The 6,939-nt window shown below is 48.6% G+C and carries 3 protein-coding genes and 1 CRISPR repeat array; all 3 genes read left to right on the top strand.

The features are described 5' to 3' along the window. Positions 1-44: 44 nt before the first annotated feature. A CRISPR array of direct repeats spans positions 45-877; the repeat unit is 36 nt; unit sequence GTTCGAAAGCTTAGTGGAAAGCTTCGGGATTAGCAC. 614 nt (positions 878-1,491) lie between these two features. Genes cas12b through cas2 form a run of 3 tightly spaced genes read left to right on the top strand, consistent with a single transcriptional unit; the run spans position 1,492 to position 6,813 of the window. Further along, complete coding sequence (gene cas12b, locus AC3WJN_RS25260; RefSeq protein WP_433947694.1) at positions 1,492-4,818, top strand: type V CRISPR-associated protein Cas12b; 3,327 nt, start codon at positions 1,492-1,494, stop codon at positions 4,816-4,818. A gap of 24 nt (positions 4,819-4,842) precedes the next feature. Further along, positions 4,843-6,510, top strand: coding sequence for a CRISPR-associated endonuclease Cas4/Cas1 (locus AC3WJN_RS25255; protein WP_007781019.1), 1,668 nt, complete (start codon positions 4,843-4,845; stop codon positions 6,508-6,510). Between the two features lie 9 nt (positions 6,511-6,519). Further along, the gene (gene cas2 / locus AC3WJN_RS25250) at positions 6,520-6,813 is read left to right on the top strand and encodes a CRISPR-associated endonuclease Cas2 (RefSeq protein ID WP_005836160.1); all 294 of its coding nucleotides are present in this window, start codon (positions 6,520-6,522) and stop codon (positions 6,811-6,813) included. Positions 6,814-6,939: the final 126 nt, after the last annotated feature.

Raw genomic sequence — 6,939 nt, 5'->3', positions numbered from 1 at the left:
AGCACGTCAGGCCGCAAACCAAAAGTTGTTTTTGAAAGAATGCAGTTCGAAAGCTTAGTGGAAAGCTTCGGGATTAGCACTTAAAATACAAAGTAGGTACAGCATCACGGTACATGTTCGAAAGCTTAGTGGAAAGCTTCGGGATTAGCACTCGTTGATGGCTTTATGCTATTATCCCGGCTGCGGCGCGTTCGAAAGCTTAGTGGAAAGCTTCGGGATTAGCACAGCCGAGACAAAACCCTTGCCCGTCGAGTCTCAATGTTCGAAAGCTTAGTGGAAAGCTTCGGGATTAGCACTTCGGAGTTTAGGGATGTGCCTAACGGTTACCGTAAGTTCGAAAGCTTAGTGGAAAGCTTCGGGATTAGCACTTGAGATACTACCCAGACCAACGCCTGAGGCTACGAAGTTCGAAAGCTTAGTGGAAAGCTTCGGGATTAGCACGACCCAAGCGTTGCCGTAGACCCGAGCGTTGCCGTAGAGTTCGAAAGCTTAGTGGAAAGCTTCGGGATTAGCACACAAAGACCGGCTCGTCCACGAATACGGTCGTGTCGCGTTCGAAAGCTTAGTGGAAAGCTTCGGGATTAGCACTTATGGACGACTTCTTCGGAGGACGCAAACTGAGTAAGGTTCGAAAGCTTAGTGGAAAGCTTCGGGATTAGCACATAAAAGGTTTGCGCAACTACAACCAAGATATTAAGTTCGAAAGCTTAGTGGAAAGCTTCGGGATTAGCACCCTTTCGTGCCCGGGTACAGTGCCTCGATCTTGAGTTCGAAAGCTTAGTGGAAAGCTTCGGGATTAGCACTATGCGGATGGATGCGGGGTTGACCGGAAGCTGTAAGCGTTCGAAAGCTTAGTGGAAAGCTTCGTGGTTAGCACAGCTTGTCCAACTTGATGCTCCTTTTCATCGTTCGAAAACTTGGTGAAATACCTTGAAAATTAACACATCAAAGATGCCCCTGCTTTACGTTAGGGGCATCTTTCTATTAAATAACCTATAGTGAACTTCAAAATCATTGATCTCTTGATAATAATATATACCAAATTCAATAGTCATAGTGAGAGGTTTACAGGTGCTCGATACGTTTTCTTGCAAAAAAGAAGCAGTCAGGCAAAAAATGGATTAAAAGAAAACTGGTTTCATTTGGAAAGGGAGAGCATTGGCTTTTCTCTTTGTAAATAAAGTGCAAGCTTTGTAATAAGCTTCTAGTGGAGAAGTGATTGTTTGAATCACCCAATGCACACGCACTAAAGTTAGACGAACCTATAATTCGTATTAGTAAGTATAGTACATGAAGAAAAATGCAACAAGCATTTACTCTCTTTTAAATAAAGAATTGATAGCTGTTAGTATTGATAGTATATTATACCTTATAGATGTTCGATTTTTTTTGAAATTCAAAAATCATACTTAGTAAAGAAAGGAAATAACGTCATGGACAAGCGAAAGCGTAGAAGTTACGAGTTTAGGTGGGAAGCGGGAGGCACCAGTCATGGCAATCCGTAGCATAAAACTAAAACTAAAAACCCACACAGGCCCGGAAGCGCAAAACCTCCGAAAAGGAATATGGCGGACGCATCGGTTGTTAAATGAAGGCGTCGCCTATTACATGAAAATGCTCCTGCTCTTTCGTCAGGAAAGCACTGGTGAACGGCCAAAAGAAGAACTACAGGAAGAACTGATTTGTCACATACGCGAACAGCAACAACGAAATCAGGCAGATAAAAATACGCAAGCGCTTCCGCTAGATAAGGCACTGGAAGCTTTGCGCCAACTATATGAACTGCTTGTCCCCTCCTCGGTCGGACAAAGTGGCGACGCCCAGATCATCAGCCGAAAGTTTCTCAGCCCGCTCGTCGATCCGAACAGCGAAGGCGGCAAAGGTACTTCGAAGGCAGGGGCAAAACCCACTTGGCAGAAGAAAAAAGAAGCGAACGACCCAACCTGGGAACAGGATTACGAAAAATGGAAAAAAAGACGCGAGGAAGACCCAACCGCTTCTGTGATTACTACTTTGGAGGAATACGGCATTAGACCGATCTTTCCCCTGTACACGAACACCGTAACAGATATCGCGTGGTTGCCACTTCAATCCAATCAGTTTGTGCGAACCTGGGACAGAGACATGCTTCAACAAGCGATTGAAAGACTGCTCAGTTGGGAGAGCTGGAACAAACGTGTCCAGGAAGAGTATGCCAAGCTGAAAGAAAAAATGGCTCAACTGAACGAGCAACTCGAAGGCGGTCAGGAATGGATCAGCTTGCTAGAGCAGTACGAAGAAAACCGAGAGCGAGAGCTTAGGGAAAACATGACCGCTGCCAATGACAAGTATCGGATTACCAAGCGGCAAATGAAAGGCTGGAACGAGCTGTACGAGCTATGGTCAACCTTTCCCGCCAGTGCCAGTCACGAGCAATACAAAGAGGCGCTCAAGCGTGTGCAGCAGCGACTGAGAGGGCGGTTTGGGGATGCTCACTTCTTCCAGTATCTGATGGAAGAGAAGAACCGCCTGATCTGGAAGGGGAATCCGCAGCGTATCCATTATTTTGTCGCGCGCAACGAACTGACGAAACGGCTGGAGGAAGCCAAGCAAAGCGCCACGATGACGTTGCCCAATGCCAGGAAGCATCCATTGTGGGTGCGCTTCGATGCACGGGGAGGAAATTTGCAAGACTACTACTTGACGGCTGAAGCGGACAAACCGAGAAGCAGACGTTTTGTAACGTTTAGTCAGTTGATATGGCCAAGCGAATCGGGATGGATGGAAAAGAAAGACGTCGAGGTCGAGCTAGCTTTGTCCAGGCAGTTTTACCAGCAGGTGAAGTTGCTGAAAAATGACAAAGGCAAGCAGAAAATCGAGTTCAAGGATAAAGGTTCGGGCTCGACGTTTAACGGACACTTGGGGGGAGCAAAGCTACAACTGGAGCGGGGCGATTTGGAGAAGGAAGAAAAAAACTTCGAGGACGGGGAAATCGGCAGCGTTTACCTTAACGTTGTCATTGATTTCGAACCTTTGCAAGAAGTGAAAAATGGCCGCGTGCAGGCGCCGTATGGACAAGTACTGCAACTCATTCGTCGCCCCAACGAGTTTCCCAAGGTCACTACCTATAAGTCGGAGCAACTTGTTGAATGGATAAAAGCTTCGCCACAACACTCGGCTGGGGTGGAGTCGCTGGCATCCGGTTTTCGTGTAATGAGCATAGACCTTGGGCTGCGCGCGGCTGCAGCGACTTCTATTTTTTCTGTAGAAGAGAGTAGCGATAAAAATGCGGCTGATTTTTCCTACTGGATTGAAGGAACGCCGCTGGTCGCTGTCCATCATCGGAGCTATATGCTCAGGTTGCCTGGTGAACAGGTAGAAAAACAGGTGATGGAAAAACGGGACGAGCGGTTCCAGCTACACCAACGTGTGAAGTTTCAAATCAGAGTGCTCGCCCAAATCATGCGTATGGCAAATAAGCAGTATGGAGATCGCTGGGATGAACTCGACAGCCTGAAACAAGCGGTTGAGCAGAAAAAGTCGCCGCTCGATCAAACAGACCGGACATTTTGGGAGGGGATTGTCTGCGACTTAACAAAGGTTTTGCCTCGAAACGAAGCGGACTGGGAACAAGCGGTAGTGCAAATACACCGAAAAGCAGAGGAATACGTCGGAAAAGCCGTTCAGGCATGGCGCAAGCGCTTTGCTGCTGACGAGCGAAAAGGCATCGCAGGTCTGAGCATGTGGAACATAGAAGAATTGGAGGGCTTGCGCAAGCTGTTGATTTCCTGGAGCCGCAGGTCGAGGAATCCGCAGGAGGTTAATCGCTTTGAGCGAGGCCATACCAGCCACCAGCGTCTGTTGACCCATATCCAAAACGTCAAAGAGGATCGCCTGAAGCAGTTAAGTCACGCCATTGTCATGACTGCCTTGGGGTATGTTTACGACGAGCGGAAACAAGAGTGGTGCGCCGAATACCCGGCTTGCCAGGTCATTCTGTTTGAAAATCTGAGCCAGTACCGTTCTAACCTGGATCGCTCGACCAAAGAAAACTCCACCTTGATGAAGTGGGCGCATCGCAGCATTCCGAAATACGTCCACATGCAGGCGGAGCCATACGGGATTCAGATTGGCGATGTCCGGGCGGAATATTCCTCTCGTTTTTACGCCAAGACAGGAACGCCAGGCATTCGTTGTAAAAAGGTGAGAGGCCAAGACCTGCAGGGCAGACGGTTTGAGAACTTGCAGAAGAGGTTAGTCAACGAGCAATTTTTGACGGAAGAACAAGTGAAACAGCTAAGGCCCGGCGACATTGTCCCGGATGATAGCGGAGAACTGTTCATGACCTTGACAGACGGAAGCGGAAGCAAGGAGGTCGTGTTTCTCCAGGCCGATATTAACGCGGCGCACAATCTGCAAAAACGTTTTTGGCAGCGATACAATGAACTGTTCAAGGTTAGCTGCCGCGTCATCGTCCGAGACGAGGAAGAGTATCTCGTTCCCAAGACAAAATCGGTGCAGGCAAAGCTGGGCAAAGGGCTTTTTGTGAAAAAATCGGATACAGCCTGGAAAGATGTATATGTGTGGGACAGCCAGGCAAAGCTGAAAGGTAAAACAACCTTTACAGAAGAGTCTGAGTCGCCCGAACAACTGGAAGACTTTCAGGAGATCATCGAGGAAGCAGAAGAGGCGAAAGGAACATACCGTACACTGTTCCGCGATCCTAGCGGAGTCTTTTTTCCCGAATCCGTATGGTATCCCCAAAAAGATTTTTGGGGCGAGGTGAAAAGGAAGCTGTACGGAAAATTGCGGGAACGGTTTTTGACAAAGGCTCGGTAAGGGTGTGCAAGGAGAGTGAATGGCTTGTCCTGGATACCTGTCCGCATGCTAAATGAAATTCAGTATTGTGAGCGACTGTACCATATTATGCATGTGCAGGGGCTGTTTGAGGAAAGCGCAGACACGGTCGAAGGAGCAGCACAACACAAGCGTGCAGAGACACATCTGCGCAAAAGCAAGGCAGCGCCGGAAGAGATGTGGGGGGACGCTCCGTTTAGCTTGCAGCTCGGCGACCCTGTGCTTGGCATTACGGGAAAGCTGGATGCCGTCTGTCTGGAAGAAGGTAAGCAGTGGATTCCGGTAGAAGGAAAGCATTCGGCGTCGCCAGAAGGCGGGCAGATGTTCAATGTAGGCGTGTATTCGCTGGACGGTTCTGCCTGGCCCAACGACCAAATCCAATTGTGTGCGCAAGGCTTGCTGCTTCGCGCGAATGGATATGAATCCGATTATGGCTACTTATACTACCGTGGCAATAAAAAGAAGGTTCGCATTCTTTTTTCGCAGGAACTCATAGCGGCTACTCACGCCTGCATTCAAAAAGCTCATCAGCTTCGGGAAGCCGAAATTCCCCCTCCGTTGCAGGAGTCGAAAAAGTGCTTTCGCTGCTCGTTAAATTACGTATGCATGCCTGACGAGACGAATTACATGTTGGGGTTGAGCGCAAACATCAGAAAGATTGTGCCCAGTCGTCCAGATGGCGGGGTACTGTATGTTACAGAGCAGGGGGCAAAACTGGGCAGAAGCGGAGAAAGCTTGACCATCACCTGCCGGGGCGAAAAGATAGACGAAATCCCGATCAAAGACTTGATTCACGTGAGCTTGATGGGGCATGTGCAATGCTCTACGCAGCTTCTGCACACCTTGATGAACTGTGGCGTCCACGTCAGCTACTTGACTACGCATGGCACATTGACAGGAATAATGACTCCCCCTTTATCGAAAAACATTCGAACAAGAGCCAAGCAGTTTATCAAATTTCAGCACGCGGAGATCGCCCTTGGAATCGCGAGAAGGGTCGTGTATGCGAAAATTTCCAATCAGCGCACGATGCTGCGCCGCAATGGCTCACCAGATAAAGCAGTTTTAAAAGAGTTAAAAGAGCTTAGAGATCGCGCGTGGGAGGCGCCATCACTGGAAATAGTGAGAGGTATCGAGGGACGTGCAGCACAGTTGTACATGCAGTTTTTCCCTACCATGTTAAAGCACCCAGTAGTAGACGGTATGGCGATCATGAACGGTCGCAACCGTCGCCCGCCCAAAGATCCGGTCAATGCGCTGCTCTCCCTCGGCTATACGCTTCTTTCACGGGATGTTTACTCCGCATGTGCCAATGTCGGACTCGATCCACTGTTCGGCTTTTTCCATACGATGGAGCCGGGCAGACCAGCTTTGGCACTTGATCTGATGGAACCGTTCCGCGCCTTGATTGCCGATAGCGTAGCGATACGTACCTTGAATACGGAGGAACTCACCCTCGGGGACTTTTATTGGGGAAAAGACAGTTGTTATTTGAAAAAGGCAGGAAGACAAACGTATTTCGCTGCCTATGAAAGACGGATGAACGAGACGCTGACGCATCCGCAATTTGGGTATAAGCTCAGCTATCGCCGTATGCTGGAGCTGGAAGCAAGGTTTTTGGCTCGGTATCTGGATGGAGAGCTGGTGGAATATACGCCGCTCATGACAAGGTAGGAAATGACCATGCGACAATTTGTTCTGGTAAGCTATGATATTGCCGATCAAAAACGTTGGAGAAAAGTATTCAAGCTGATGAAGGGGCAAGGCGAGCACGTCCAGTACTCGGTGTTTCTGTGCCAGCTCACCGAGATTCAGCAAGCCAAGCTAAAGGTAAGCCTGGCTGAGCTGGTTCACCATGGAGAAGACCAGGTCATGTTTGTAAAAATCGGCCCAGTGACGAGAGATCAACTGGACAAGCGGATTTCTACTGTTGGCAGGGAGTTTCTGCCTCGCGATTTGACCAAATTTATCTATTAAGGAATGAAGAAAGCTAGTTGTAACAAAAGTGGAAAAAGAGTAAAATAAAAGCTCTTCACCATTAAACGTGCTTGATCTTCCTCTAGCGTAGTTTTTCACTTTTTTATATGGCTGGTTTACACTCCA

Source organism: Brevibacillus sp. FW306-2-1A-C05A (assembly GCF_058781555.1).
This window is presented reverse-complemented; position numbering and strand designations above follow the sequence as displayed.